Here is a 26194-nt window from a genome sequence, read left to right on the forward strand (position 1 = left end):
GTCAGCGTCCCTGGAAGGTGGGCCGGCGCTTCTCGAGGAAGGCGGTCTTGCCCTCGTGGTGGTCGGCGGTCTGGAACAGGGCGGCCTGGGCACTGCGCTCCCAGTCGAGGACCTCGTCGATCCCGCGGGCCAGCCACTCCTTGGCCATTGCGGTCGAAAGCGGGGCCAGCCCGTCATAGGTACGGGCGAGCGCAACCGCCCGATCGAGGGCGGTGCCGTCCGGTACGACCTCGTCAACGAGGCCGATCGCGAGGCCGGCCCGGGCTCCGATGGGGGTTGCCTGGAGAAGGATCTGGCGGGCGCGGCCCTGGCCGACCCGCGCCGGCAGAGTGTGGAGCAGGCCGGCATCGGCCACCAGCCCGACTTTCGGGAACGAGGCGACGAAGCGCGCGCCCTCGCCGGCGACGATTGTGTCGCACAGGAGCGCGAAGCTGAAGCCGGCCCCGGCGGCCCAGCCCTCGACGGCAGCGATATAGGGCTTGCCCGACTTCACGATCGCCCGGACGATGGAGTGGAGCAGCCGGAAGCGGTCGCGCCCGCCGGCGAGCCCGTCAGCCTGCATCGCCGTGAGATCGCCGCCGGCGCTGAAAACCTGAGGGCCGCCGGTGATTACGACCGCCCGGATGGCGGGGTCGCGCTCAATGCGGTCGATCGCCTCAGCGAGCGCGATCCGGATCGCCGGTGTGAGCGCGTTTCGCTTCGCCAACTCGTTGAGCGTCAGGATCGCGACCGCGCCGTCGCGGCGCTCCAGAAGCACGGCCTCGTCGGAAGGGTTCGTCCCGCTCACCGTACCGCTCCTTCCTCAGGCGCAGCGAAGACGGCGCGCCCGTTGTTGATCACCACCACGTCGCGCTCGGGCACGCGCGCCCGGAACGAGCCGTCGCGCCAGATCTCCACCCGGATGGTCTCGCCCGGATAGACCGGCGCGGAGAAGCGCATGGCGAGCTCGCGGAAGCGGGCGGAATCGTAGTCCCCGAGCACCCGCAGCAGGGCGTGGCCGACGATGCCGAGCGTGCAGAGCCCGTGCAGGATGGGGCGCGGAAAGCCCGCCCGCGCCGCCACCGCCGGATCGGCGTGGAGTGGGTTGTCGTCGCCGTTGAGGCGGTAGTAGAGCGCCTGCTCGGGCCGGGTCGGCATCTCGACCACGCTGTCGGGCGGGGTCTCGGGTGGGCTATGGGGCTCCGCCACAGGTCCGGGGGGACCGCCGAAGCCACCATTGCCGCGCAGGAAAGTGGTGCTCTTCGTCGTCGCCAGGAGAGTGCCGGTCTCGGCGTCCCGCACCTCTTTCTGCGAGTACATCAGGGCGCCGCGTCCCTCGCCCTTGTCGACGAGCCCGGTGATGCGGGTGATTCCGATCACCTCGCCCTCGACCGGGAGCGGCCGGTGCATCGCGATGCGCTGCTCGCCGTGGACTACCCGGACCGCGTTGATGCCGGTCGCCGGATCGGCCATCCAGAAGCCCGGATGGGCCAGCACCACCGACATCGTCGGCACCGCCTTGAGATGCCGGTGAGCGTCGACGAAGTCGAGCTGGCTTGTATCGAGCGGGTCCTGCCCGAACCCGACCGAGAGCGCGTACAGCACGCTGTCGCCCTTTGTCAGCCGCTGGCGCACCTCCGGAATATGGTGGCTCATCAGGGACTCGTACGTGAAGGCCATGTCGAGGTGTCCCGTCATATGAAATCTAATCGATTGCTTCCGGCGATCCCTGCGTGATCGCCCTCGCGATGCGGATTTCTGACTCGCTCAAGTGTGCGGGCCGAAGCTCCGCCGTCTCGGGCGTGTGGGACTCTGTCCGGAGCAGTCTTCCGGACAGAGTCTCAGAGGGTGTCTCGGCTGCCGAGGATCGCGGTCGCCTGGCTGGAGAGGGTGCCGCCATTGCCGTGGCAGAGGGCGAGCTGCGTCGGCACCTGCCGCTCGCCGGCCTCGCCGCGGAGTTGGGTCACCGCCTCGACGACGAGGAACAGCCCGTACATCCCGGGATGCACGCAGGAGAGCCCACCGCCGTTGGTGTTGACCGCGAGCGACCCGCCGGGCGCGATGGCGCCGCCCTCGACAAAACGGCCGCCCTCGCCCTTCGGGCAGTAGCCGAGATCCTCCAGGAACAGGATCGTGTTGATGGTGAAGGCGTCGTAGAGCATCAGGAGGTCGATCTCCCGGGGATCCACGCCGGCCATCGCGAAGGCACGCGGCCCGCTCTCGCGCGCCGCCGTCGTCGTGAGGTCCGGCATCTGCGCGAAGGACCGGTGCGAGGCGGCCATGCCCGCCCCGAGCAGGTAGGCCGGCGCTCGGGCTAGGTCCCGGGCGCGCTCGGAGCGGACCATCACGCAGGCGGCGGCCCCGTCGGTGACGAGGCAGCAGTCGAGCACGCCCAGCGGATCGCTGACGATGCGGCCTGCCAGCACGTCCTCGACGGTGAGCGGCCCGCGGGCGAAGGCGTCGGGGTTGCGGTTCGCCCAGGCCCGGGCCGAGACGGCGACGGCGGCGAGCTGTTCGCGCGTCGTGCCAAATTCGTGCATGTGCCGGGCCGCCGCCATCGCGTAGCCGGTGATCGGATGGCGCGGCCGGTAGGGCGCCTCGTGCCATTGCGGCTCGCTCATCGAGACGAGGCGGCCGCCCGCCGTGCGCTGGTTCGACCCGTAGGCGATCAGCGCGACGTCGCAGAGGCCCGCGTCCAGGGCGAGCGCGGCCTGAAGCAGGTGGATCTCGAAGGAGGATCCTCCGACATTGGTGCCCTCGATCACCCGCGGCCGGATCCCGAGATATTCCGCCGCCGAGAGCGCCGGTAGCCCGTGCACCCCGGTGGCCGCGAAGATGCCGTCGACCTCGTCAAGGCGCAGGCCCGCATCCGCGAGCGCCGCGAGGGCGGCCTCGCCGAGGAGCTCGATGGAGCTGCGGCCGGGCGCCTCTCCGAGGCCCGCCGTGCCGATGCCGACGACCGCCGCGCGGCCGCGAAGAGGATGAGCCATCTCAGACAGAACCCTGGCTGGCGACGGCGAAGACGATCGCGGGCGCGCCGTCGATCGTGGCGATGCGGGCCGTCACGCGGGTGCCGATTGGCACGGTTTCGACACCCTCGATCCGTGACAGCATCCGCGGCCCCTCGGCGAGGTCGACGAGCGCGAGGTTGGTGGCGCCCTCGCGGGCGCGGTTCACCGTGATGCTGTAGACGGTGCCCTCGCCCGAGGCGGGAACCCATTCGAGGTCGGTCTCTCCGGTCCCCGGGACGGCGCCCCGCGGGTAGAAGACGTGGCGGCCCGTCGAACGGCTCCTCTGGATCATGAACCGTCCCTCGGCGAGGAAGGCCTTGAACTGGGCTTCCGGTCCGGGTCGGGCGTCTGTGGCGTCACGCATGGCGGGTGCTCGCAGCGGGGATCTTGGCCGTCGCGGCGTCGGCCGCGGCTTGTGCATGGGCTTGGGCGTGGGCGGGGCGGCGCTTGAACCCGCGGACCTTCCGGCCCAGGCTCGCCAGCCCCCGCGGGCAGAGGCAGAGCACCGCGACGAGGATGACCCCGAGGACGAGCTTGTCGCCGTAGGCGCCGAGCGACGCGAAGCTCTTCTGGGACAGGAGCAGGGTCGTGCCGAGGAGCGGCCCGAGCAGGATGCGCCGCCCGGCGAGGATCACCCCGGTCAGCATCAGCACGAGGAAATAGGTCTCGAACAGATCGGTGCCGACATAGGCGCGCTGGAACGCGTAGAGCCAGCCGGCCGCGGCGCTGATCACCGCCGAGAGCAGGAAGACCTGCAGCCGAATGCGATTGCCGTCGAGGCCACACATCGTGGCCAGCCGCGGATTCATATGCACCATCAGTGCCGCCTGGCCGAGGCGCGAGCGCCGGAAGCGATGGACGACGTAGAGGGTGAGGAGCAGCAGAACGTAGGCGAAGGGCCAGAACTCCACGCTGCGCCCGGCCGTCAGTTCCAGCGGGCCGATCGACAGATCGAGGGGCGGGATGCCCACGATGCCGTCCGAGCCGCCGAGAAAGTCCCAGTTGGATGCGATGTTCATGCACACCACCGCCGCCGCGTAGGTGACGAGCGAGAAGGCGAATTCCCGCGTGCGCAGGGTGATCAACCCGAGCACCAGGGCGAGCGACAAGGCCGCCAGCACCGCCCCCGCGAGTGCAGTCCAAGCCCCGAACCCGTAGGTGACGGTCAGGATTGCCGCCGCGTAGGCGCCGGTGGCGAAGAAGGCAGTGTGGACGAGGCTGATCTCGCCGAGGTCCGACAGGATCACGTCGAGGCCGTAGGACATCGCCGAAAAGATCGCGATCGCCACCAGCGTGTCGTAGACGAGCGTCGAGCCGCCGAGCAGCGTGGGCAGGAGGAAGCCTGCGACGGCGAGCAGGGCCGCGAGGGCGAGGCGGGTCAGGGGACGGGTCATCGAGCGAAGCTCCCGGAGGCCGACAGCGCGCCGGGCCGCAGCACCATCGCGGCGATGAGGAGCGCGAAGACCGCCGCCGTCGTGTAGGCCGGCGAGACGATGGCGCCGAACAGCGCGGTGAACAGGCCGATGCCGAGCCCGGCGACGTAGCTGCCGAGCACGCTGCCGATGCCGCCGAGCACCACCACCACGAAGGTCATCACCACCTGGTCGAAGCCCATCGAGGTGAGGATCGGCGTGCGCGGCGCGACGAGCGCCGCCGCGAAGGCGACCGCTGCGCCCTCGAAGGCGAAGATGCCCATGTAGATGCGCGAGACCCGCAAGCCCCCGAGCGTCGTCAGCCGCGGGTCCTCCGCCACCATCCGGACCGCGGCGCCGAGCCAGCTGCGGTGGAGCGCCAGGTAGAGGCCGGCAAAGACCAGGATCGTGGCACCGACCAGGATCGCGTCCTGCACGGTGAACCAGACGGTCCCGAGGTGGACGCTCATCTCCTGGAACGGGCTCGCCAGGATCTGGGGCTTCGGCCCGAAGGCGAGGCCGGCTGCGCCCTCGAGCGCCTGGCCGAAGCCGAGGGTGACGATCATCAGGCTGACGAGATCCTGCGAGAGCGTGAGCCGCAGGAACAGGCGCTGCATCACCGCGCCGAGGACGGCGCCGAGCAGCACCGCGGCGGCGACCGCCAACGGGTAGGGCAGGCCGGTCGCCGCCATGGCCCACCAGGCCACGAAGGCGCCGATCATGTACATCTGGCCGTGACCGAAGTTCACGAGCCGCGCGGCGCCGAGAAGCAGCGTCCAGCCGACTGCGACGAGCGCGTAGGCGTGGCCGATGATGACGCCGTTGACGAGTTGCTGGGCGACGTTCATCCGTGACTCGCTCCGAGATAGGCCTCGACGATGCGCGGGTCGTTCCGCATCTCGGCCACCGTGCCGGTGGCGACCACGCGGCCGCGCTCCAGGAGATGCAGCACGTCGGTGACCTCGGCCGCCGCGTGCACGTTCTGCTCGACGAGGAGCACCGTCAGCCCGCCCTCGACCAGTTCGCGGATGGTGGCGAGCAGCGTCGAGACAAGCCGGGGCGCGAGCCCGATCGAGGGCTCGTCGAGGAGAAGGAGCTTCGGCGCCATGCGGAGCGCCCGGCCGACCGCCAGCATCTGCCGCTCGCCGCCGGAGAGCGAGGCGGCGAGGTTCGTCCGCCGCTCGCGCAGGCGCGGGAAGAGGGCGTAGACGTCATCGACCGCATAGGAGCGTCCGCCGTGGCTTCCGCCCGGGCGGGCCACCGCCTTCAGGTTCTCCTCGACCGAGAGACCCATGAACACGCCGCGCCCTTCGGGGACGAGCTGGACGCCGCGGCGCACGTGCTGGTCGGCGGAGAGCCCCGTCAGCTCCTCCCCGTCGAGCCGGACGGAGCCGCTGATCCGGGGCTCCACCCGCGACCAGTTGGCGACCGCGTTGATGAGCGTCGACTTGCCGGCCCCGTTGGCGCCGATCACCCCGGCAAGTGTGCCGGGCTCGACGACGAGGGTGTCGACCGCGACGGCCTCGGCCTGGCCGTAGGCGACCCGCAGGCCGCCGATCTGGAGCCTCGCGCTCACGCCGCCCTCCCGAGATAGGCTTCGAGCACGCGCGGATCGGCCTGGATCTCGGCCGGCCGGCCAGCCGCGATCGGTTGCCCGAGTTCGAGGACGACGACCTCGTCGGCGATGGCCATCACGAGGTCCATGTGATGTTCGATCAGGACCACCGCGAGGCCGTCGTCGCGCATCCGCTCGAGCACGCTCCTGAGCGCGATCATGTCCGGGCCACCGAGGCCCGCCGCCGGCTCGTCGAGGAGCACGACGCGGGCGCCGGGGGCGGCGGCGAGCGCGATCGAGAGCATGCGCTGCGTGCCGTAGGAGAGTTCCCCCGGCAGCCGCCCGTAGGCACTCTCGGGCACGTGGTAGGCCATAAGATGGGCCCGCGCCTGCGCCTCGATCGCACGGCACCGCCGCGCCTCGATCCAGGGCAGGAACACCGATTGCACCAGCGGGCTCGGGCGGCTCTCCACGAGGGCCGCCGCCATGTTCTCCAGCACGCTCATGCCGCCGAAGAATGCGTTCTGCTGGAAGGTGCGGCGCAGGCCCGCCCGCGGCAGCGCGTGGGCCGGCTTGTCCGTCACGTCCGTTCCGTCGAGCCGGATGCGGCCGCCATGCGACACCATATTGGTGGCCGCCATGAAGCAGGTGCTCTTGCCGGCCCCGTTCGGCCCGATGATGCCGAGGATCCGCCCGGCGGCGACGGACCACGACATCGCCTTCAGGGCCTGGAAGCCGCCGAAGCGGACAGACAGGTCCCGGACGGCCAGCACGGGCGGGACGTCAGCTCTCGACGACAATCTTGCCATCCTTGACCGTGAACACGAAGTGCCGGTGCTGCATCTGGCCGTTGGGCTCGAACCGCACGGTGCCGAAGATCGTGCCGGGGATCTCCTGGCCGCGGATCGCCCCCGCGACCGCCTTGCGCTCGAGGGTGCCAGCCTTGGCCGCCGCCTTGGCCCAGACTTCGAGCGATGCGGCGCCGAGCGCCATGAACTTGTCCGGCATGGTCTTGAACTGCTTCTGCATCTGCGCGACGAAGCGTTTGTTCTCCGGGTTGCTCGCGAACGGCTCGGTCTCGGGGAAATAGATGTCGGCGCTGTGGAGCCCGTTGGCAGCCCTGCCGGTGGTCTCGACCACGCTCGGGCCCACCGTGCCGACGGTGCAGATCACCGGCGCGCCGACCTGCCCTTGCGCGTATTGCTGCAGGAAGGCCGGTAGCCCGGCGCCCTCGTTGGCGTTGATGCTGATGACGTAATCGGGCTTGGCGTCCCGAATGCTGGTGACCTCGACCCGGAAATCGGTCTGCGGGAACGGGAACTTGAGCGTTTGGGCGATGGTGTACTCGAGGCCGGCTTTCTTGAACTCGGCTTCGATGCCCTGCTGGGCGCCGTTGCCGTAAGCGTCGTTCTCGGTGACGAAGACGATGCGGGCTCGTCTCGTCTTGCTGCCGAGATACTGCGCGATGATGGCTGCGTCCTGGACGTTGGCGCTGTTGAGGCGGATCGCCAGCGGGTTCGAGGCACTGGCGAGGATTGCGTCGGCCTTCGAGATCATCGTGATGTCGAGGATGCCGGCCCGTGCGAGCACCGACTGCATCGCGAGCGTCACCGGGCTGTTCCAGCCCTCGAGCACCACCGCGACGCCGGCCGCCGTCAACTCGTTGGCCTTGGCGACACCGATCGCCGGCGTGCTCTCGTCGTCGCGCACCAGGATCTCGATCGGCCGGCCGAGCACGCCGCCGCTCTCGTTGATCAGCGACGCCATGCCCTGGACGGCGTGGGTGACGTCCTGCCCCTGCCGGCCGGCGCCGCCGCTAAGCGGGATGATGAGCCCGACCTTGATCGGATCCGCCGCCCGCGCGAAGGCCGGCACGAGCGGGGCCGCGGCGAGCCCAGCCAGAACGCTGCGTCTCGATAACACGTTCGTTCCTCCCAGAATCAAGCAAATATTTATTGGCGTTATTTGCTAGTTTCACAAGTTATAACATTGTTTTTCGGAGTCGTCTATATGTATATATCGTCGTTCGCAGCGCGGAGGACGCAATGAGTCGAAAAGGAACAGTGTTGGTCGCGGGTGCTGGTGGCCTGGTCGGGCGGGCAGCGATCGAGCATTACTTGAGCGACGGATGGGAAGTGATCGCCCTGTCGCGACGCCCGCCAGAGCCGGCGACGGGAGCGGCGCACCTGGCGGTCGATCTCGCGGACGGTGCGCAAAGCCGGGCGCGGCTCTCGCAGGTCCGCAACCTCACCCACGTGGTCTACACGGCGCTCTACGAGAAGCCGGACCTGACCGGCGGCTGGCTCGACGACGACCAGATCGCCACCAACCTGGCGATGCTGGAGAATCTCCTCGACGCGGTGGAGCCGCAGAATCCCGGCCTGTGCCACGTCGCCCTGCTCCAGGGCGCCAAGGCCTACGGGGTCCATCTCGGCCAGATCCCGGTCCCGGCCCGCGAGAGCGCGCCCCGCCACATCCACCCGAACTTCTACTGGGCGCAGGAGGACTTTCTGGCGGACAGGCAGGCCGGGAAGGGATGGAGCTGGACGATCTTCCGGCCGCAGGTGGTGTTCGGCTCCGCGGAGGGGAGCGCCATGAACATGGTCGCGGCAGCGGGCGCCTACGCGGCGATCAGCCGGGAGCTCGGGCTTCCGCTGGTCTATCCCGGCATCGGCACCCGTGTGACCGAAGCGACCGATGCCCGCCTGCTCGCCCGCGCCATCGCCTGGGCCGGCCGCTCGGAGGCCGCCGCGAACCAGACCTTCAACGTGACGAACGGCGACGTCTTCACCTGGGACAACCTCTGGCCGGTGATCGCCCGGGCGTTCCGGATGGATGTCGGCCTGCCGCACCCGATGCCGCTCTCCCGCATCATGCCGGGGCGGGCCGCGACCTGGCAGGCGATCGTCGCGCGCCACGGGCTGCGGCCCCTGCCGCTCGACCGGCTGGTGGGCGCCTCGTGGCAATTCGCCGACTTTGCCTTCTCGCGGACCCACTCGACCTCCTCGCTGCTCAGCACGATCAAGATCCGCCAGGCGGGATTCGGCGAGTGCATCGATACAGAGGCGTCGTTGGCCTGGTGGCTGGCAAACCTGCAGGAGAGGCGGGTGCTGCCGGCCTGAGGCGATCGGCGTCGATCCGAGGCCGGGGAGGGGATCAGCGTCCGTCACGGATGATCCCCTTGTCCCGCAACGCCGCACGCTCCGCCTCGTCGACTCCGAGCAACGCCAGCACCTCGGCGGTGGACGCGCCGAGGGACTGCGGGGCGATCCGGTATGTGGCAGGGGTGCGCGACAGCTGGCTCGGATAGCCGATCACCGTGACGGGCGTGCCGTCGCTGCGCTCCATGCGCTTGAGCAGGCCGCGGGCGGCGACCTGTGGGTCGGCGAGGATCTGGTCGATGCGGTTGATCGGGCCGCCGGGCACCCCGCGCGCCTCCATGGCGGCGAAGAAGTCGCCAGAGGTCCATTGCCGGATCGCCGCCCCGAGCGTCGCCTCCAGTTCCCTGCGGTCACGCAGGCGCCCGACATTGTCGCGAAAGCGCGGGTCGGCTGCGAGGTCCGGAAGGTTCAGGAGGTCGCACAGGTTGCGGAATTGCCCGTCATTGCCGCAGGCGACGAGGACGTGGCCGTCGGCGGTCTGGAACTCGCGATAGGGCACCACGTTCGGATGCGAGTTGCCGAGGCGGCCGGGGGTCAACCCGCCGACGATGTGGTTCATGCCCTGGTTGACCAGGACCGCGACTTGGCTGTCGAGGAGGGCGCAATCGATGTGCTGGCCCTCGCCGGTCGCGGTGCGGTGGTGGAGCGCGGCGAGGATCGCGGTTGCGGCGTAGAGGCCGGTGAACAGGTCGCTCACCGGCAGCCCGACCTTGATCGGGCCGGCGCCCGGCTCGTCGTCGGGCCGGCCGGTGACGCTCATCAGGCCGCTCATGCCCTGGATCAGGAAGTCGTAGCCGCCCCGCGACGCATAGGGCCCGGTCTGGCCGAAGCCGGTCACCGAGCAGTAGATCAGGCCCGGCTTGTCGGCCGAAAGCGAGGCGTAGTCGAGGCCGTAGCGGGCGAGCGCCCCGGTCTTGAAGTTCTCGACCACGATGTCCGCCCGCTCGGCGAGCCGCCGCACCAGCGTGGCGCCCTCCGGCGTACTGAAATCGATCGCGACGCTGCGCTTGTTGCGGTTGGCGCAGAGATAATAGGCAGCGTCCGACGGCCCATCCGGCCCTTGCATGAAGGGGGGCCCCCACAGGCGCGTGTCGTCGCCCGTCTCCGGCCGCTCGATCTTCCATACCTCGGCCCCGAGATCGCCGAGGATTTGCGAGGCCCAGGGCCCGGCGAGCACGCGGGAGAGATCGAGGACCGTCAGGCCGTGCAACGGTCCCCGCAGGGCGCTCGCAGGCTCCGCTTCCTGTCCTACCGCCGCTCGTGTCTGTTCCGCGCCCGCCAAAGCCGCACTCCTCCCGTCCACACTCACGTTCATTTCACTAGTTGAAATGCGTGTTCAAAACAGTGTAGGCCGATTGGTGGCGGATGCAACGCCGACATCGATTCCGAATGCGCCGACCGAGAGAGTTTTTTCGCATGCCGTCCTTCGAGCCCGTCACTGCGGCCCTGCGGGTGCTGGAGGTCCTGTTCGCTCTCAACCGCCTAAAGGAGGCGAGCGTCGGCGACCTCTTTCGCGAGACCGGCCTCAACCGGCCGACGATCGTCAGGATGCTGGAGACGCTGATTCATGCCGGGCTGGTGGCGCGCCACCCCTCAAAGCCCGTTTACGTCACCACCGGGCGCACGCTCGAACTCAGCAGCGGCTACCAGAAGCACGAGGAGATGGCGCTCGCCGCCGCCCCGATCCTCGCGCGGCTGCACAATGCGCTGCAATGGCCCTCCGACGTCTCGGTCTTCGACGGCGACGCGATGGTGGTGGCGCGCACCAGCCGCAGCGAGGGCGTGCTGCACTTCAACCGCCGCCCCGGCTACCGGGCGCCGTTGCTCGGCACGTCCCTCGGCATGGCCTTCCTGGCGTTCTGTGACCCGAAGACCCGCGCCCTGGCGCTGGCAGCTCTTGCGGCATCGGACGACCCGTGGAACGCCGTCGTCCACGATCCCGAGATGCTCGAGCGGCTGCTCGAGGGCGTGCGAGAGAATGGATACGCCAGCATGAACAAGGACTACTCGCGCACGTCCTACAACGGCGTCGCCTCGGCGATCGGCGTGCCGGTGCTGATCGGCGGGATCGCAGTCGGCAGCCTCAACCTCATGTACCTGCGCAACTCCCTCGGCGAGGCCGACGTCGTCGCCCGCTTCGTCGCGCCGCTGCGGGCGGCGGCGGCCGAGATCGCGGACGCGCTCTCGGCGATGCGGGGCGGGTGACGGTCAGGGGGCGAAGTTGAGCCTCAACCCCGGCCGCCTCCATGGCACCCGCACCAGCTGTCCGATCCCCGACAGGGTCACGTAGGCGGTCTGAAGATCCGCCCCGCCGAAGCAGATGTTGGTGGTGTAAACGTCCGGCATCGGCACGCTCTCCACCAGCTCCCCCTCGGGCGAGATCACGGTGATCGCCCCCGTCATCAGGGTCGCGACGCAGATGTTGCCGGAGGCTTCGACCGCGAGGCTGTCGTAGCGCTGGTAGCCCGCCTGGTTGAACAGGAAGCGGCCGCGATGCGGCGAGGGGAACGGACGGCTCCGGATCTTGCCCGGTTCGGCAAGGTCGAACCCCCAGAGCCGCCCGCCCTCGGTCTCGGCGACGTAGAGCACCGTCTCGTCCGGCGAGAGCCCGATGCCGTTCGGAGTCAGGATCGGGTGCACCACCTCGGTGATGAACGAGCCGTCGGCCCTGGCGTAGTAGACGCTGCCCTGATCGCGGTCGCGATGGCGTGCCTTGCCGAGATCGGTGAAGTAGAAGCCGCCTGCCCGATCGAAGACGATGTCGTTGGGGCCCTTGAGACGCGTGTCGCCGCAGCTTTCGTAGAGCACCATGCAGGCACCCGTGCGTGGGTCGATCCGCTCGATGCGTCCACCCGAGTAGGTCTCCGGGGTCCCGATCGGCCGGATCATCCCCGGCTCCTCGTGCCAGGCGAAGCCGCCGTTGTTGCAGACGTAGAGCATTCCGTCCGGCCCGAGGGCGAGGCCGTTCGGCCCGCCGCCCGGCTTGGCGATGACCGAAACGGTTCCGTCGAGCGCGACCCGCGAGACCGTCCCGCGGGTGATCTCGACGAGTGCGATGGACCCGTCCTCGAGGACGACCGGCCCTTCCGGGAAGCGCAAACCCGTCGCCATCACGGTGATGTCCGTCATCTCGTTCCCCCGCTTCTTATTTGATCGCGCCGTGGTCTTAGTGCACCTCACAAAACTCCCGCCGCGATGTCGCCACCACTGCGAGCCGAGGCGGTGATCGGGAGTTTTGTGAGAGACACTTAGTCCTTGCCGTAGGGGCGCTCTCGCCACCACGGATAGGAGGCGGGCATGTCGGCCGAGACCCTTCCTGAGAAGGCCGGAGCCCGCTTCTCGAAGAAGGAGGTCACACCCTCCTTCACGTCGGGGCTGCGGCCCCGCTCGACCAGCAGCCGGCTCTCGATCCGGTGCGCCTCCATCGGGTGGTCGGCCCCGAGCATCCGCCACAGCATCTGCCGGGCGAGCGCGACGGAGACCGGCGAGGCAGCGTCGGCGATCTCGCGCGCGATGGCGCGGGCCGCTGGGAGGAGGTCGTCGGGCGCGTGCAGGCTGCGCACGAGGCCGCTCGCCAGCGCCTCCTCGGCCGGGATCAGCCGGCCGGTCGCGACCCACTCCATCGCCCGCTGCATGCCCACGGCCCGGGGCAGGAACCAGGACGAGCACGCCTCGGGCACGAGCCCGCGCCGGGTGAACGGGAAGGCGAAGCGCGCACCGGTGGCGGCAAGCCGGATGTCCATCGGCAGCAGCATGGTGGCGCCGACCCCGACCGCCGCCCCGTTCACCGCCGCGATGACGGGCTTCGTGCACTCGAAGATGCGAAGCGTCAGGCGCCCGCCGGAGTCGCGCAATTCCTCGCTGTCGGCGGAGGCTTCGGCCCGGCCGGCGACGTCGAAGCGGGCGGCGCCGGCCGACATGTCGGCGCCAGCGCAGAAGCCGCGGCCGCTGCCGGTCACGATCACCGCCCGCACGGTGTCGTCGCGGTCAGCCCGGTCGAGGCAGGCGACCATCACGTCCCGCATGGTGGCCGTGAAGGCGTTCAGCTTGTCCGGTCGGTTGAGCGTGATCGTTAGCACCCCGTCGTCGAGCTCGGACAGGACTTCGGTGGTCGTCTCAGCGGCCATGGGCGATCTCCTCTCCGCGGCGGGCGAGCCGGCGGAATTTCTCGCCGGCGACGTCGACGGCCCGCGCGTCCGAGGCGTTTCCGTTGAGGGCGCGCCGGTACACCCCGGCGACGATCGCCGCCCAGCGGAACAGCGAGAACACGACGAAGACGTCGAGGTCGGCCGGCACCGGCCGCCCGGCCGCATCCGCGTAGGCGGCAACGAACTCCGCCTCGTCCGGCAAGCCCGGCACGGCGAGCCCGACGAGCCCCTGCTCGGCGGGCGTGGTGCGCCAGGGCAGCAGGCAGTAGGCGAGGTCGGCGAGCGGGTGGCCGAGGGTCGAGAGCTCCCAGTCGAGCACAGCGATCACCCGCGGCTCGTCCGGATGGAGCATCAGGTTGCCGAGGCGGTAGTCGCCATGCGCGATCGCGGTCTCGTCGGGGACGGCGGTGTGGCGCTCGAGCCAGGCGATCAGCCGGTCCATGGCCGGCTCCGGCGCGAGGTCGGCGGCCCGGTACTGCTTCGTCCAGCGCGCGACCTGCCGCCCGACGTAGTTGCCGGGCCGACCGTAATCGCCGAGCCCCACGGCGGCGGGGTCGAGGCGGTGAAGGCGCCCGAGCACCCGCGCCGCGTCGAGGAAGGCCGCACGGCGATGGTCCGCATCGACCCCCGGCATGTCGCGCTCCGCGTAGATGCGCCCGGCGAGGTAATCCATCACGTAGAACGGCGTGCCGATGACACCTGGGTCGTCGCAGTAGAGCCGGACGCGGGGGACCGGCACGTCGGTTGCGCTCAGCGCGCCGAGCACCCGGTACTCGCGGTCGACCGCGTGAGCGGAGGGCAGGAGCGTGCCGCCCGGCTTCTTGCGCAGCACGTAGGCCCCGCCCGGGGTGGCGAGATGGAAGGTCGGGTTGGACTGACCCCCCTGGAACTGTCGCACCACGAGCCCGTCCGCCGCCCCCGGTAGGAGCGGGGCGAGGGTGCGCCGCAAGGCCGCTTCGTCGAAGCGATGGTTCGGCAGTACCGGGACCAGGGCCGGCCCGCCGATCGCGGGCGGCTCAGCCATCGGCGCGCGCCGGGCGGTGCGCTGCGGGATACGTTGTCGGATACTTGGCGAGTTCGAGGCGCCCGATCTGGTGGCGGTGGACCTCGTCCGGCCCGTCGACGATGCGCAGGGTGCGGGCGTACTTGTACATGTAGCTCAAGCCGAAATCCGTCGTGACGCCGGCGCCGCCGAAGGCCTGGATCGCCCGGTCCACCACCGCGCAGGCCATATTGGCCGCCGCCACCTTGATGCCGGCGATCTCGGCCCGCGCCGCCTTGTTGCCGACCTGGTCCATCTTCCAGGCGGCGTGCAGGACGAGTAGGCGCACCTGGTCGATCTCGATCCGGCTCTGGGCGATGCGCTCGATCATCACGCCCTGCTGGGCCAGCGGCTTGCCGAAGGCGGTCCGCGCGCTGAGCCGGCGGCACATCATCTCCAGCGCCCGCTCCGCCAGCCCGACGGCGCGCATGCAGTGGTGGATGCGTCCGGGCCCGAGCCGACCCTGCGCGATCTCGAAGCCGCGGCCCTCGCCGAGCAGGATGTTCTCGGCCGGCACCCGCGCGTTCTCGAACACGATCTCGCCATGCCCGTGCGGCGCGTCGTCGAAGCCGAAGACCGGCAGCATCCGCTCGATCGTGACACCGGGGGTGTCGGTCGGCACCAGGATCATCGATTGCTGGCGATACTTGTCCTCCCCGTACGGGTCGGTCTTGCCCATCACGATGAGGAGCCTGCAGCGCGGGTCGCCCGAGCCGGACGACCACCACTTGCGCCCATTGATGATGTACTCGCCGCCGTCGCGGGTGATCGTGCAGGCGATATTGGTGGCGTCCGACGAGGCGACGTCGGGCTCGGTCATGGCGAAGCAGGAGCGGATCTCGCCGGCGAGCAGCGGCTTCAGCCAGCGCGCCTTCTGTTCTTGTGTCCCGTAGCGCTCCAGGGTCTCCATGTTGCCGGTGTCGGGCGCAGAGCAGTTGAATACCTCGGAGGACCACTGCACCCGGCCCATCATCTCGGCGAGCGGCGCGTATTCGAGGTTGGTGAGTCCGGCGCCCGCGCCGCTCGCGGGCAGGAACAGGTTCCACAGCCCGGCCTCGCGCGCCACGGGCTTCAACCGCTCGACCACCGGGACGGGCTGCCAGCGATCCGTCATCGCGGCCTGCTCGGCCTTGTAGGTCGCCTCATTGGGATAGATGTGCTCGTCCATGAAGGCCTGAAGCCGCTCTTGCAGGGCGGTCACCTTCGGCGCGTGGTGGAAGTCCATCGCGTGTCCTCTCGAAGAACGGGAAGTGAGTGTCACGGGGTCCGGCGATCGCGGCGGCGCGGCGTCAGCAGGAGCTTGCCCACGCTTTGCCGCCCCGCGAGTTGCGCGAGCGCCGCCGGTGCGTCCTCGAGCGGCAGGCGGGCGCCGATCAGGGGATCGAGGCGAGCCTCCGCGTGAAGCGCCAGGATTGCGTCCTGGACCTCGCGCAGGAGGCCGGGATCGCGATTTTTCACCTCGCCCCAGAAGACGCCGAGCACCGTTCCCTCCTTGAGGAGGAGGCGGTTCGCCGGCAGCTCCGGCGCGGCGCCGCCGGCGAAGCCCACGACGAGGAGCCGGCCGTGCCAAGTCAGGGCGCGCAGGCTGTCGACGCCGACCCGGCCGCCGACCGGATCGACGATCACGTCCGCGCCAGCGCCGCCCGTTGCCGCCCTGATCGCCTCGACCCAGCCCGGATCCGCGTAGGAGACCGCGACCTCGGCGCCGAGCCTCCGGCACACGTCCAGCTTCGCCGGCGAGCCGGCTGTGGCGATCACCCGGCAGCCCGCAGCCAGCGCGATCTGCACCGACGCGCTGCCGACGCCGCCGGCCGCGGCATGCACCAGGACCGTCTCGCCGGGCCGGATCGCGGCACGGCGGTGCAGGGCGTACCAGGCCGTCGGGTAGTTCACCCCGAGCAGCACCAGGCCCGCATCCGACGGCACGCCGGCCGGAATCACGGTCGCAGCCGCATCCGGCACCAGCGCCAGCTCCGCGAATCCCCCGGTCGGGACGCTGGCGCAGACGCGATCGCCGGGCACGCGGGCGCAGCCGGGCCCCGCGGCCACGACCTCGCCCGACACCTCGATCCCGGGCACGAAGGGCAGGGCGGGCTTCCGCTGGTAGCGGCCGCGCACCATCAGCGTATCGGCGAAGTTGACCCCGGCGGCCTCGACGCGCACCACCAGCTCGCCCGGCCCCGGGACCGGGTCCGGGCACTCGGCCAGGACCATCCGCCCCTCGTCGGTGATCGCCTCGACGACCCAGCAGCGCATCAGTGGGGTCCGCCCTTCACGATCAGGGCGTCGGCGGCGACGATCCGGTCGGCCGTGCAGATGAGCGGGTTGATCTCCATCTCGGCGACCGCACCGCCCGCATCGGCCGCGAGTTCGGAGAAGCGGCACACGATCTCGGAGAGCCGCGCGACGTCCACGGCCGGCGCACCGCGAAAGCCGTCGAGCAGGGCCGCCCCCTCGAGGTTGCGCAGCATCGATTCGGCCTCTGCGCGGCCGACCGGCGCGAGGGAGAGTGCGGTGTCGCGCAGGATCTCGACGAGGACGCCGCCGAGCCCGACGACGATGAGCGGGCCGAATTGGGCGTCATACCGGGCGCCGACCATGACCTCGACCCCCCGCGGGACCATCGGCTGGACGACGACGCCCCGGAAGTCCGGGCGAGGGGTCATCGCGTCGACCGCCGTCAGGATTTCCGCGTAGGCACGCTCGACCTCGGCCGCGCTCGCCACGTCGAGCTTGACCAGCCCGGCCTCCGTCTTGTGCAGGATGTCCGGGCTCTCGCCCTTGAGCACCACCGGAAAGCCGAGCGTCTGCGCGGCCTCTCGCGCCGCCGCGGCGGATCCGACCAGTCGATCTTCCACGACCGGGATGCCGTAGAGCGCCATGACGCTCTTGGCTTGCCGTTCGGTCAACGAGGATCCGCCTGCCTGCGCGAGCAGGGCGTCCATCCGCTCCTTCTCGGCCGGATCCGAGATTCGGCCATCGGTGGTCCGGCCGGCCCGCCGCAGGGCGTCGCGCCGGTGCCAGGCGGCGATGGCCGCAAAGCAGCGGTCCATCGAGTGGAACAGCGCGAGGTGCGGGTCGCTCTCGGTCTCGCGCGCGCCCGGCCCCCCGAGCCATTCCGGCGCCCAGACATTGCAGACGAGCTTCCCGTTCGCGGCGGCTGCCCGGCTGAACACCGGCAGCCGGAGCGTTGCGGAGTCGTAGGCGTAGGCGTGCGAGGTCACCATGATCCCGTAGAGCGGATCGGCCAGCAGCGCTCCGGCACAGGCCGCGAGGCTGTCGGCCGAGCCGATGACCTGGGCGGTCACGTCGCACGGGTTACGGGTCGAGCCGTATTCCGGCACTTGCGCCGCAAGGACCCCGGCCGCCTCGGGACCCGGCTGCGGCAGGGCGACGCTGTGCGCCTCCGCCTTGTCGGCGGCGATGATGGTGGCGCCGCCGGAGGTCGCGATCACGGCGACGCCCCGTGCCCGCGGTACGCCTGCCTTGGCGAAGAAGGCGGCCGCCTCGATCAGCGCCTCTAGCTTGTCGACCTGGATCACGCCGGCGCGCGCGAAACCCGCCGCGTAGGCCGCCTCGGATCCGGCGAGCGAGCCTGTATGCGACAGGGCCGCCCGGGCGCCTTCCTGGCCGGTCGCGATCTTGTAGAGGACGAGCGGCTTGTCGGCCTCCCAGGCAAGTGCAGCAGCCCGCAGCATCCGGCCCGGATCGGCCATGCCCTCGAACAGGCAGGCGATCGCCCGGCAATGCGGGTCCTGCGCCAGGTAGGCGACGTAATCGGCCACGTCGACGTCGCAGGAATTGCCTGCGGTCAGCACGTGGCTCACCGAGACGCCGCGTTCGATCCCCTGTGCCAGCGAGAAGCCGAGGGAGCCCGATTGGCTCACGATCCCGATCGCGTGCGACTGGATCGTCCGGCACTCGGGCATCGCCGAGAAGGTGAGGCCTGCACCCGTCGCATAGTTGACGAGGCCGATCGTGTTCGGCCCGACCAGGCGCATGTTCGCGCCCCGCGCGATCTCCACGAGGCGACGCTGGTGCGCGGCATGCTCGGGCTTGCCCGTCTCCGCGAAGCCGGCCGCCAGCACCAGGACGGCGCCGACGCCCTTCGCCGCGCATTCGCGAACGACCGGTTCGACTGCCTCGCGCGGCGTCGCGATGACGACGCAGTCCGGTGTCTCGGGCAGAGCGGCGATGGTTGGGTAACAGGGCCGGCCGGCCAGCTCGGCGTGCCTGGCGTTGATCTGGTAGAGGCGGCCGTCGAAGTCTTTCAGGTTGGCGACCGTGCGGCTGCCGAAGGCGTTCGCCCGCTCGGAGACGCCGACAACGGCGACGCTCTCAGGGGCGACGAGCCGCCTCATCTCCTCGCACGCGTAGGGGCCGCGCCTCGAACTCTCGACCCCCGTCATAGGGAGGCTGCCGGAAAGCGCCGGTCCGAGCCAGCACGGCGGCGCCCTCGTTCGGGATTCGTAAGCCGGCAAGCTGGCCGAGCCCGCCCTCCGCCGAGGCGACGAGCACGTACGGGCGTTTCCGTCATGTTTATTTCATTCTATGAAATGATCTTTCATTAATCATCGATCATGTAAGCGCCTCTGTAAAGGCGCGATGCGCGCGAATTCGCATGGACGCTGCAGCGATCCACCTTCTGCCGCACCTTCGGCGCTGGGCCTTCGGATCAGGGTCCTTCGGGCAATCCGGTACCGCAATTCCGGTCGAGGCGGATCAGGTTGCGCCCAGGGAGTTCAACGGAGCGGCTCCAACCGTGAGCATCGTACCGGCAGGAAAATCTTAGGTTGATGCTGTTTGACGAGCCACGCAGCTGACCCCTTGCAAACCTTCAAGTCTGCTGGCTCACGCGCCCGTTTGGTGGCAAGAAGCGGACCTTCCTGCATCGATCACGATACCAAAGTGTGGTGGCCCGTCACGCTACTGCCATCCCGAGAAGACGATTCGCTTCTGCGATCATGTCTCGCTCGACGGTGCAGGCTCGTCCCTCGGTGGATGGCCGAACATCGCCTTGTAAGCACGGCTGAACGCGGCTTCGGACTCGTAGCCAACGCGAAGCGCGACCTCGCCGACACGGGCCTCGCGGGCGACCAGCATGTCCCGGGCGAGCGTGAGCCGCCACTCGTTCTGGTAGCGCAGGGGCGAGCGTCCGACGAGGGCGGTGAACCGCTCGCAGAAGCTCGACCGGGACATGCCACTTACGTCGGCCAGGGCCTCGACGCCCCAGCGCGGCAGCGGACGCTCGTGCATGGCCTTCAGCGCTCTGGCGATGCGGGCGTCGGACAGCCCTCCCAGCCATCCGGTGGTGCCCCCCCGCTGCACCCAGGTCCGCAGGGTGCGGATGACGATGACGTCGATGATCCGTGAGATCATCAGGGCCGCGCCGGGCTCGTCGTCGGTCACCTCGACCATCAGGAAAGGCACGATGCCGTCGAGCCACCCGGCTCCCTCGGCGCTCCGGATATGGATGCGTCCGGGAAGGGCCGAGATCATGCCGCGAAGACTGTGGGGATCGAACCAGAACCGGCAGACGATCACCGATGCGTGCGAGGCGGATGCCACCAGCCTGGATCCTCCGAGCCCGCGGGGCAGAAGCACGAGGTCGCCCGTGTCGATCACGACACGCTCCCCACCCTCGTCCTCGACGTCGAGCGAGCCGTCGGCGACCACGAGGACGTGGGCGGCCCCGGCTTCCAGGTCCAGGCTCGCCGACCGCGCGACGGCGTACGACCGGACATGGTCCCCGGTGAGCCGGATCTGCGCCAGAACGTGCGAGAGCAGGTCGCCGGAGGCGCCGCCCGGTCCTCCGTCCGGAAGAACGGTCAAGTTTTCCAGTGATCCGGTCATGGGTGCCATCGGCGTCCGATCGTAAACCTGCCTTCCGAAGCGCCGCGCATCTCTCTGAAAAGACGCCGCTATCACGAAGCCCGGCGTGCGAAGCGCCGGGTCCGCCGCGTGATGGTCCGTCGCCCCGATCCCCCACGGAACTTGGGTTTGCCCAAGTTCCGCATCCTCCGCCGCGCCGCGCACCCGAAGGGAAAGCCGATGACGACCATCCAACAATCCGGCCGTGACGCTTCGCGCTGGCTGAGCTCCTATTACTTCCTCCGTGCCGGGGTGTCAGTCGGCTGGGTCGCGGCGGCGTTCACCATCGGCAGGACCGTGCCGCCGGCCGCGGCGGCGCTCCTGGTCGCCTATCCCGCCTGGGACGCCGTCGCCAACGTCATCGATGCGCGCCGCAGCGGCGGCTTCATCGCCAATCCCAGCCAGGTCCTCAACGCGGCGGCCAGCACCGTCGTCGCGGTCGCGGTCGCGGTCGCGGTCGCGCTCGGATGGGGTCTGCACGCGGTGCTGGCGGTGTTCGGGGTCTGGGCGATCCTCTCCGGCCTGCTCCAGCTCGCGACCGGCGTGCGGCGCTGGCAGGCCGGTGCCCAATGGGCGATGGCGCTGAGCGGCGCGCAATCAGCCCTCGCGGGTACCCATTTCATCGTAAAGGCGAACGGTGCCGTGACGCCCGAGATCATGGACATTGCGCCCTACGCCGCGTTCGGTGCCTTCTACTTCCTGGTCTCGGCCGTGTGGTTGACCGTCGTGCGAGCGCGGAAGGGAACGACGGAACGCACCGCATGATCCTGCGCGGCGCCGGCGGCGCTCTCGAACCAGCGTTGTCGTCCGTACCCTTATCTTTTTCACAGCGTCGATGGGCCATTCCTGTCGCGAGCCAGTGGTCCCGAAGTGGTGGCGCGCACTATGTCGCCATCACGCGGTCGCATTCACCAGATGGTCCGACACGGTCGCGATGAATGCACGAAGACGCTGCAGGCGCCGTAGGTCCCGGTGATACCCCATCCAGATGTCTCGCGCCGGCGGCGGCGTCGGCATGTCAAGGTTGCGGATACCCGGGATCTGATCGCCGACTACGCGCGGCAGGACGGCGATGCCGACGCCCTGCCTGCACATGCGCCCCTGGACGTTGCGGTTGTTCGATCGCAGGACCGGTCTCGCGTTCGGGAAGCACTCGATGAGCCACGCGATGTCGGGAAACTGACCCGTCGATGTGTCGTGGGTGATCAGCCGGAAGCCGGTCCCATCGCCAAAAGTGGGATCAGGCGTCTCCTCGGCGATGTAGACACCGTATTCGAGCCTGAAGAGCCGCCGCTGAACGACATCCGCCGTGTCGAACGGAACGATGCGAAAAGCGACGTCCGCCTCTCGCTGGGCCAGGTTGAACAGACGCGTGCCTGTCAGGATCTCGACGTCGACATGGGGGTAGGCCTTCGCGAAATCCGCCAGGATCGGAGGGAGGACATAGGCCCCGAACCAGTCCGCCGACGAAATACGCAGGCTGCCTTTGAGATTCTGCTCCCGCCCCGCGAGCCGGCGCTGCATGGCGAGCGCGCCTTCTTCCATCTGCTCGGCCAGCGCGATGATCCCGTGGCCCTCGTCGGTCAGAACGAGACCGTCCGCCGTGCGCTGGAAGAGCGTGTGACCGATAGCCTGCTCGAGGGCGCGCAGGCGCCTGCCGACGGTCGGGTGGCTCGTCTGGAGGGAACGCGCGGCGCCGCCGAGCGTGCCGGATCGCGCGATGGCAAGAAAGATTCTGACGTCACTCCACTCCATCGCGACCATCCGTACGAAAATGAACGCGGAGAGTACAATCATGTCAGTTAAAGAACAAATCTAAGTATCTAGATTGGTGTCACCGCCGGGGGGGAGGCGTCCTCCCGCGGATCCCCGGATCCATCGGGTTGGTGGCTCGGGCTCACATCCGAACGACAGGAGACAGATCATGCAGATCGGGTTCGTCGGTCTCGGCAGCATGGGCTCGGCGATGGCCCTGAACCTGGTGAAGGCCGGCCACGACGTGCGGGCCTGGAACCGGAGCAAGATCGCCAAGGAGAGCATTCCCGGCGTGACGCTGGTCGAGCTCCCGGCTAATGCCTTTGAGGCCGACGCAGTCTTCACGATGTTGCCCGACGACCCGGCCATCCGGAAGGTGATTCTCGATGCCGGCCTGCTGGCGAGCGCGCGACCAGGGCTGACGCACATCGTCTCTTCGACGATCTCGGTCGCTTTCGCGCGGGACCTGGGACGCCTGCACGAAGAGGCGGGCCTCGGCTACGTGTCTGCACCGGTCCTCGGTCGGCCGAACGTTGCGGCGCGGGGCCAGCTCAACATCTTGGCGGCCGGGAAAACCGAGGCTGTCGCGGCCATCGAGCCGCTGCTTGCCCCCCTCGGCAAGAAGGTCTGGAAACTGGGGGAGGACCCCGCCCGGGCGAATGCGGCGAAGCTCGCCTGCAACATGATGATCGCCATGGCCATCGAGGCGATGGCCGAGGGGGTCGTGCTGACCGAGAGCGTCGGCCTCGACCGTGCGGACTTCTTCGAACTCATCCTGGCCACCCTGTTTTCGGGCCGCGCCTACGAGGGCTACAGCGCGCAGATTGCGGAGCGGTCATTCGAGCCCGGGTTCAGAGCCAGGCTCGCCCTTAAGGACATGCGCCTGGCGGCCGAGGCCGGCAACGCGGTCGGACGCACGCTCCCGATGCTGGAAGCCGTCCGCGAGGAGCTCGGCAAAGCAGTCTCGGCGGGCCTCGGTGAGAAGGACTGGTCGATCATCGCCGAGATGACAGTTCGCGGCGGCAGCGTGGCGTCGCTCGAAAGGACGACGGAGAAGACGCGATGAAAACTTGGCTCATCACCGGCTGCTCGAGCGGGTTTGGTCGGTGTCTTGCCCTGGCCGCAGCAAAGCGCGGCGATCAGGTCGTTGCGACCGCGCGCATCGTCCGGTCGATCGAAGAGATGGCAGCCCCCTTCGCGAGCCGCATGATCGCGCTGCCGCTCGACGTGACGGATGCGACGGCCGCGAGGTCAGCGGTAGCGAAGGCCGTCGAGACCTTCGGCGGGTTCGATGTGCTGGTGAACAATGCCGGCTATGGGCTGTACGGCGCGATCGAGGAGAGCACGCCCGAGGAATATCGAGCGATGTTCGAGGTGAACGTCTTCGGCCTGATCGAGACGACCCGAGCCGCCCTGCCCGTCCTGCGGCGCACGGGCGGGACGATCGTCAATATGTCCTCCGCCGCCGGCATCGCGGGCGGTGGCGGAGGGGGCTACTACAATGCCGCCAAGTTCGCGGTGGAAGGCGTGTCTGAGGCGCTCGCGGGCGAGTTGAAGCCCTTCGGCATCCGCGTGCTGATCGTTGAGCCTGGGCCGTTCCGCACCGATTTTCTCGGCCGCTCGATCACCATGGCCGCGAGTGAGATGCCGGACTACGCGGCGAGCTCGCGCAGGCACTATCGCGAGACCGGCGACGGCAACCAGGCCGGCGATCCCGACAAGGCCGTTGCGGTGATCCTGCGGGCGGTCGACGCCGACGAGGCGCCGCTTCATCTGCCGCTCGGCCCGGTCGCGCACGCGATCGCCGAGCGGAAGCTGGCTTCCTTCCGCAGCGACATCGACGCCTGGCGCGATATCTCGATCGCTACGGATTTCGACCAGCCCTAAGCGCCGCCCGTCCGCGCTGCTCCAACCCCACCATCCGACCGGAGTGCGATCATGATCGCAACCTTGCAGGGATTCACCCAGCAACTCGTGCCGGCGAACGGCATCACGCTCAACGCCGTTAGCGGGGGCGCCGGCCCGCCGATCCTTCTACTTCACGGCTGGCCCGAAACCTGGTGGGAATGGCATCACGTGATGCCGCTGCTGGCCGAGCATTTCAGCGTGGTGGCCATCGACCTGCGCGGGGCGGGCTTCTCCGACTGTCCGCTCGACGGCTACGATAAGGCAACGATGGCGCGCGATGCGCACGAGGTCATGGCCGCCCTTGGGCATGGGCGCTATGCGGTGTGCGGACACGACATCGGCGGTATGGTGGCGCTGCCACAGGCTGCGCTCTACCGGGAGGCGGTCACGCACCTGGCCGTGCTCGACGTGCCGCTTCCCGGCTGGAGCGGGTGGGAGGCGACGACCGCGAGACTCTGGCACTTCGGTTTTCACATGAACCGTGATCTGCCCGAGCGCCTGATCCACGGCCGCGAACATGACTACGTATCGGCTTTCATGGCTGAGCGGTTCTACGACCACAGCACCTTCGATCCGGCGGATATCGAGATCTACGCGAAGGCCATGGCGCTGCCTGGCCGCACCCGCGGCGGTATGGAATGGTATCGCACCCTCGCCGCCGATCACGCGGCTGCCCTCGCGTACAAGAAGCGGCCGCTCGCGATCCCGGTGCTAGGCCTCGGTGGAGATCGGCGCTTCGGGGCGCAGATGGTGCCGATGCTGCGAGAGTTCGCCAGCCATGTAACGGGCTGCGCGATCGCACGGTGCAGCCACTATGTCGCCGATGAGCGGCCGCACGAGGTCGCGGCCGCCCTGATCGATTTCCTCAAAGCCACCTGAAATTGGCGCCCGCGAAAGAATGCGGGCCAAGCCGGCCGCGATCCTCCGAGCAGAGCCCGTTCGCGAAGCCGCGGCCGATCGAACCAGCTGAGAGAGGAGGCTGTTATGTCCGCACCCGTCATCCGCGGCGTCAATCATATCGGCATCACTGTACCCGACATCGAAGCGGCAATATCGTTCCTGGTGGACGCCTTCGGCGGCCAGGTGATCTACCAGTCCTTCGGACCGCAGGATCCGCCGCGGCAGGGACCGGACTTCGAGCGGGCGGTCGGGGCATCCCCCGGAACGGTCGTTCGCGCCCAGGCGATGGTCAAGCTCGGAACCGGCCCCGACATCGAGCTGTTCGAGATGCACGGTCCCGAACAGGCCCCGCCGATCCGGGCGAGCGACTTCGGCCTCACGCATTTCGCGCTCTACACCAACGATATCGACGCGTCGGTCGCGCGCTTCGAGAGGGCGGGCGGCACGCCCTTGACCACGCCACGAGCCATTCCCTATGCGACCGAAAAAGGTCCGGGGAACAAGGTCTGCTACTGCCGTATGCCCTGGGGCACGACGATCGAGTTCATCACCACACCCGCCCGCATGGCCTATCACGACCAGACGGATCTGCGGAGATGGCAGGACGAGGACTGAGCAGGGCGCGAGAAGGAAGCCGCATCAGATCAGTCGCTGCGAAGCCGTCACGGAGTCGGACGATCTAGCGAGAGCCCGGCCGCGCCGGCCGCCATGCCTCATCGACCGCGCCGGCCGTCACCCTTCCGGGCGAGCTTGAGCTACTCCAGCCCGTGCCTCATGCCGCGATGCGCTGCCAGCGGCGAATTCCGTACACGTCTGGGGCGCGTAGTCCACCGAGAGTATTGGCCAGGCGGGGAGAGCTTGCCGGGGCCCCGGGGCCACAAACCGGGCCAGAGCCAGTTCGGATCAGGGCCATACTCCAGCGCGGGTCGGCCCCTACGTCAGATGGCTGCAGGATGTGACTGCGGCACGTCGAATGCAAAGTCGTGGGGGTGGACCGACCGGAGCTGTGCCGGATCTATTCTTACGAGTTCAGCAGGTCCTTAGGTCAAGATTGGGTGAGTGATGGAGGAGAAAGCAGGACAGGTAAGATCGAAAGGTCCGCTGCCGGATGATGTGTGGCTCTAGAAGTAACTCCAAACGGAGGTCCGGAAGTTGCGCATACTAAAAAGGCGGCATGCTGACAGAGGGCAGTGTCGAGATTTCAGCTGGCAACCGTCTGCATGTTCGTTGGAGGTGTGGCTCAGGTCCGCCGAGGCATGGCCACGTACCTGCTCATGATGATGTAGTAGCCGCCCGGACCCGCCACGCCATGCCGACGGCAGCTTTTGGAAGCTAGAGCGCTTCACGATCGCGTTGCAATCGCGAAGCTCTCTAGGTTTTTGATTTTGCCGCATTTTCGTCGACGAACCGGCATCCACTTCGTCGGAAGATGCTCTAAGAGGCCATTCCAGC

25 protein-coding genes are annotated in these 26194 nt (G+C 69.1%); 7 read left to right on the plus strand and 18 right to left on the minus strand.

Annotated elements, in window-relative coordinates:
• Position 1: 1 nt before the first annotated feature.
• The 9 genes from BMX97_RS16220 to BMX97_RS16260 all read right to left on the minus strand — a co-directional run bounded on the left by BMX97_RS16220 (position 2) and on the right by BMX97_RS16260 (position 7880).
• Positions 2-787, minus strand: coding sequence for an enoyl-CoA hydratase/isomerase family protein (locus tag BMX97_RS16220; protein WP_210187640.1), 786 nt, complete (start codon positions 785-787; stop codon positions 2-4).
• A complete protein-coding gene (locus BMX97_RS16225; RefSeq protein WP_091752559.1) occupies positions 784-1659 on the minus strand; it encodes a MaoC family dehydratase in 876 nt (291 codons plus the stop codon). The genes BMX97_RS16220 and BMX97_RS16225 overlap by 4 nt, the downstream gene beginning before the upstream one ends.
• Positions 1660-1820: 161 nt before the next feature.
• Positions 1821-2969 carry an acetyl-CoA acetyltransferase gene (locus tag BMX97_RS16230; RefSeq protein WP_091752148.1) on the minus strand — a complete coding sequence of 383 codons (1149 nt, stop codon included), beginning with the start codon at positions 2967-2969 and terminating at the stop codon, positions 1821-1823.
• Position 2970: 1 nt separating this feature from the next.
• Positions 2971-3354: a Zn-ribbon domain-containing OB-fold protein gene (locus tag BMX97_RS16235; protein ID WP_091752151.1), complete on the minus strand. Its 384-nt coding sequence runs from the start codon at positions 3352-3354 to the stop codon at positions 2971-2973.
• A complete protein-coding gene (locus BMX97_RS16240) occupies positions 3347-4384 on the minus strand; it encodes a branched-chain amino acid ABC transporter permease (protein ID WP_091752154.1) in 1038 nt (345 codons plus the stop codon). The genes BMX97_RS16235 and BMX97_RS16240 overlap by 8 nt, the downstream gene beginning before the upstream one ends.
• The gene (locus BMX97_RS16245; RefSeq protein ID WP_091752157.1) at positions 4381-5250 is read right to left on the minus strand and encodes a branched-chain amino acid ABC transporter permease; all 870 of its coding nucleotides are present in this window, start codon (positions 5248-5250) and stop codon (positions 4381-4383) included. Before BMX97_RS16245 ends, BMX97_RS16240 begins: the two co-directional genes overlap by 4 nt.
• Complete coding sequence (locus BMX97_RS16250) at positions 5247-5978, minus strand: ABC transporter ATP-binding protein (RefSeq protein WP_091752160.1); 732 nt, start codon at positions 5976-5978, stop codon at positions 5247-5249. Before BMX97_RS16250 ends, BMX97_RS16245 begins: the two co-directional genes overlap by 4 nt.
• Entirely contained in the window at positions 5975-6757 is a 783-nt protein-coding gene (locus BMX97_RS16255; protein WP_244538457.1) for an ABC transporter ATP-binding protein, read from the minus strand. The genes BMX97_RS16250 and BMX97_RS16255 overlap by 4 nt, the downstream gene beginning before the upstream one ends.
• Complete coding sequence (locus BMX97_RS16260) at positions 6741-7880, minus strand: ABC transporter substrate-binding protein (protein WP_091752166.1); 1140 nt, start codon at positions 7878-7880, stop codon at positions 6741-6743. Before BMX97_RS16260 ends, BMX97_RS16255 begins: the two co-directional genes overlap by 17 nt.
• A 122-nt stretch (positions 7881-8002) precedes the next feature.
• On the opposite strand from BMX97_RS16260, the gene BMX97_RS16265 reads away from it, so the two are divergent.
• Positions 8003-9079 (plus strand): SDR family oxidoreductase, encoded by a 1077-nt coding sequence (locus tag BMX97_RS16265; protein ID WP_091752169.1) that lies wholly within the window; start codon positions 8003-8005, stop codon positions 9077-9079.
• Between the two features lie 34 nt (positions 9080-9113).
• Here BMX97_RS16265 and BMX97_RS16270 read toward each other — a convergent pair whose 3' ends face one another.
• Positions 9114-10328 carry a CaiB/BaiF CoA transferase family protein gene (locus BMX97_RS16270; protein WP_244538459.1) on the minus strand — a complete coding sequence of 405 codons (1215 nt, stop codon included), beginning with the start codon at positions 10326-10328 and terminating at the stop codon, positions 9114-9116.
• A 206-nt stretch (positions 10329-10534) separates the two neighbouring features.
• On the opposite strand from BMX97_RS16270, the gene BMX97_RS16275 reads away from it, so the two are divergent.
• On the plus strand, positions 10535-11323 hold the full coding sequence (locus BMX97_RS16275; protein ID WP_177202253.1) for an IclR family transcriptional regulator domain-containing protein: 789 nt from the start codon (positions 10535-10537) through the stop codon (positions 11321-11323).
• Between the two features lie 3 nt (positions 11324-11326).
• On the opposite strand, the gene BMX97_RS16280 is transcribed toward BMX97_RS16275, so the two are convergent.
• From BMX97_RS16280 to BMX97_RS16310, 7 genes are all read right to left on the minus strand, one after another.
• On the minus strand, positions 11327-12247 hold the full coding sequence (locus tag BMX97_RS16280) for an SMP-30/gluconolactonase/LRE family protein (protein ID WP_091752178.1): 921 nt from the start codon (positions 12245-12247) through the stop codon (positions 11327-11329).
• Positions 12248-12366: 119 nt separating this feature from the next.
• Positions 12367-13245: a crotonase/enoyl-CoA hydratase family protein gene (locus BMX97_RS16285; RefSeq protein WP_091752181.1), complete on the minus strand. Its 879-nt coding sequence runs from the start codon at positions 13243-13245 to the stop codon at positions 12367-12369.
• Complete coding sequence (locus tag BMX97_RS16290; RefSeq protein WP_091752184.1) at positions 13235-14290, minus strand: phosphotransferase; 1056 nt, start codon at positions 14288-14290, stop codon at positions 13235-13237. The genes BMX97_RS16285 and BMX97_RS16290 overlap by 11 nt, the downstream gene beginning before the upstream one ends.
• Positions 14283-15533: an acyl-CoA dehydrogenase family protein gene (locus tag BMX97_RS16295; RefSeq protein ID WP_091752187.1), complete on the minus strand. Its 1251-nt coding sequence runs from the start codon at positions 15531-15533 to the stop codon at positions 14283-14285. Before BMX97_RS16295 ends, BMX97_RS16290 begins: the two co-directional genes overlap by 8 nt.
• 32 nt (positions 15534-15565) lie before the next feature.
• Positions 15566-16564 (minus strand): NADPH:quinone oxidoreductase family protein, encoded by a 999-nt coding sequence (locus BMX97_RS16300; protein ID WP_091752190.1) that lies wholly within the window; start codon positions 16562-16564, stop codon positions 15566-15568.
• Positions 16564-18669, minus strand: coding sequence for an acetate--CoA ligase family protein (locus tag BMX97_RS16305; protein ID WP_210187641.1), 2106 nt, complete (start codon positions 18667-18669; stop codon positions 16564-16566). The genes BMX97_RS16300 and BMX97_RS16305 overlap by 1 nt, the downstream gene beginning before the upstream one ends.
• Positions 18670-19270: 601 nt before the next feature.
• Positions 19271-20161: an AraC family transcriptional regulator gene (locus tag BMX97_RS16310; protein WP_091752560.1), complete on the minus strand. Its 891-nt coding sequence runs from the start codon at positions 20159-20161 to the stop codon at positions 19271-19273.
• A gap of 198 nt (positions 20162-20359) precedes the next feature.
• Between BMX97_RS16310 and BMX97_RS16315 the strand changes: the two genes are divergently transcribed.
• Positions 20360-20944: a DUF308 domain-containing protein gene (locus BMX97_RS16315; RefSeq protein WP_091752561.1), complete on the plus strand. Its 585-nt coding sequence runs from the start codon at positions 20360-20362 to the stop codon at positions 20942-20944.
• A gap of 129 nt (positions 20945-21073) precedes the next feature.
• Here BMX97_RS16315 and BMX97_RS16320 read toward each other — a convergent pair whose 3' ends face one another.
• Complete coding sequence (locus BMX97_RS16320) at positions 21074-21934, minus strand: LysR family transcriptional regulator (protein ID WP_091752562.1); 861 nt, start codon at positions 21932-21934, stop codon at positions 21074-21076.
• A 169-nt stretch (positions 21935-22103) separates the two neighbouring features.
• Here BMX97_RS16320 and BMX97_RS16325 point away from each other — a divergent pair, with 169 nt between their 5' ends.
• From BMX97_RS16325 to BMX97_RS16340, 4 genes are all read left to right on the plus strand, one after another.
• A complete protein-coding gene (locus BMX97_RS16325) occupies positions 22104-23000 on the plus strand; it encodes an NAD(P)-dependent oxidoreductase (protein WP_091752196.1) in 897 nt (298 codons plus the stop codon).
• Positions 22997-23821 carry an oxidoreductase gene (locus BMX97_RS16330; protein WP_091752199.1) on the plus strand — a complete coding sequence of 275 codons (825 nt, stop codon included), beginning with the start codon at positions 22997-22999 and terminating at the stop codon, positions 23819-23821. The genes BMX97_RS16325 and BMX97_RS16330 overlap by 4 nt, the downstream gene beginning before the upstream one ends.
• Positions 23822-23872: 51 nt before the next feature.
• Positions 23873-24721 (plus strand): alpha/beta fold hydrolase, encoded by an 849-nt coding sequence (locus tag BMX97_RS16335; protein ID WP_091752202.1) that lies wholly within the window; start codon positions 23873-23875, stop codon positions 24719-24721.
• 105 nt (positions 24722-24826) lie between these two features.
• Positions 24827-25357: a VOC family protein gene (locus tag BMX97_RS16340; RefSeq protein ID WP_091752205.1), complete on the plus strand. Its 531-nt coding sequence runs from the start codon at positions 24827-24829 to the stop codon at positions 25355-25357.
• Positions 25358-26194: the final 837 nt, after the last annotated feature.

This window comes from Methylobacterium sp. ap11 (assembly GCF_900110515.1).
Lineage (GTDB): Bacteria > Pseudomonadota > Alphaproteobacteria > Rhizobiales > Beijerinckiaceae > Methylobacterium > Methylobacterium ajmalii.